We start from the raw sequence: 527 nt of genomic DNA, 5'->3' as shown, positions 1-527 counted from the left end.
CCCGTTCCCATACCGAACACGGAAGTTAAGCTCTCTAGCGCCGATGGTAGTTGGGACCTTGTCCCTGTGAGAGTAGGACGTTGCCAGGCAAAATGGAGGATTAGCTCAGCTGGGAGAGCACCTGCCTTACAAGCAGGGGGTCGGCGGTTCGATCCCGTCATCCTCCACCATATATGTCGGAGGGGTAGCGAAGTGGCTAAACGCGGCGGACTGTAAATCCGCTCCTTCGGGTTCGGCAGTTCGAATCTGCCCCCCTCCACCATTCTTAATTAATGGGCTATAGCCAAGCGGTAAGGCAACGGACTTTGACTCCGTCATGCGCTGGTTCGAATCCAGCTAGCCCAGCCATTAAGAGCCATTAGCTCAGTTGGTAGAGCATCTGACTTTTAATCAGAGGGTCGAAGGTTCGAATCCTTCATGGCTCACCATTTTAACAAAATATGCGGGTGTGGCGGAATTGGCAGACGCACTAGACTTAGGATCTAGCGCCTTTGGCGTGGGGGTTCGACTCCCTTCACCCGCACTTT

Annotated in this window: 5 tRNA genes and 1 rRNA gene; all 6 read left to right on the top strand. The window is 53.9% G+C overall.

The features are described 5' to 3' along the window. A 5S ribosomal RNA gene (gene rrf, locus MR115_RS29565) occupies nucleotides 1-89 on the top strand; the annotation flags it as partial. A gap of 5 nt (nucleotides 90-94) precedes the next feature. After that, nucleotides 95-170: transfer RNA gene (locus MR115_RS29560), tRNA-Val, on the top strand. Nucleotides 171-178: 8 nt separating this feature from the next. After that, nucleotides 179-262, top strand: a tRNA-Tyr gene (locus MR115_RS29555). A gap of 11 nt (nucleotides 263-273) precedes the next feature. Further along, nucleotides 274-348 (top strand) — tRNA-Gln (locus tag MR115_RS29550). A 4-nt stretch (nucleotides 349-352) separates the two neighbouring features. Next, nucleotides 353-428: transfer RNA gene (locus MR115_RS29545), tRNA-Lys, on the top strand. Nucleotides 429-442: 14 nt separating this feature from the next. After that, a tRNA-Leu gene (locus tag MR115_RS29540) sits at nucleotides 443-523 on the top strand. Nucleotides 524-527 lie beyond the last annotated feature (4 nt).

The organism is Bacillus cereus group sp. BfR-BA-01309, from assembly GCF_022664315.1.
Classification (GTDB): Bacteria; Bacillota; Bacilli; order Bacillales; family Bacillaceae_G; genus Bacillus_A; species Bacillus_A mobilis.
This window is presented reverse-complemented; position numbering and strand designations above follow the sequence as displayed.